This is a genomic window from Ventosimonas gracilis, from assembly GCF_001580025.1.
GTDB classification, from domain to species: domain Bacteria; phylum Pseudomonadota; class Gammaproteobacteria; order Pseudomonadales; family Pseudomonadaceae; genus Ventosimonas; species Ventosimonas gracilis.
The window spans coordinates 1-354 of record NZ_LSZO01000065.1; the positions used below are offsets into that span (position 1 = coordinate 1).

General features: G+C 60.2%; 1 protein-coding gene. It reads left to right on the plus strand.

Translation table 11 applies throughout. The features are described 5' to 3' along the window. Positions 1–217, plus strand: a 217-nt coding sequence (locus AXE65_RS13755) for a hypothetical protein (RefSeq protein ID WP_160330585.1), incomplete at its 5' end; no start/stop codon positions are given. Between the last annotated feature and the right edge of the window lie 137 nt (positions 218–354).

Sequence of the window (354 nt, forward strand, 5' to 3'; positions counted from 1 at the left end):
TGAGCTGATCTTGAGCTGGACAGGCACCGGCAGACGCGGCGGCGGCGCGAACGTATCGCTATCGGCAGGCTTTAAACACTACCGCATCACGCGCGGCGGGCAGGCGTGGGAAACCACCCAAACCACAATCACCATCCCCTACAGCGGCGGCACCGTTACCGTGCAACAAGTGCACGCCCTAACCGGCGCTGGACAACCTGCGAGTATCACCGTATGAGCCTGACCCTTAACAACGGCATCCCCTTGGTGCCAGAAAACACCATTGACCCCGCCAGCGGCCTCAACGAAGCGCTTAACATCATCGACCGCCTGTTGCAATGCCACGTGCAAACGATTGGCGACAATACACCGCCA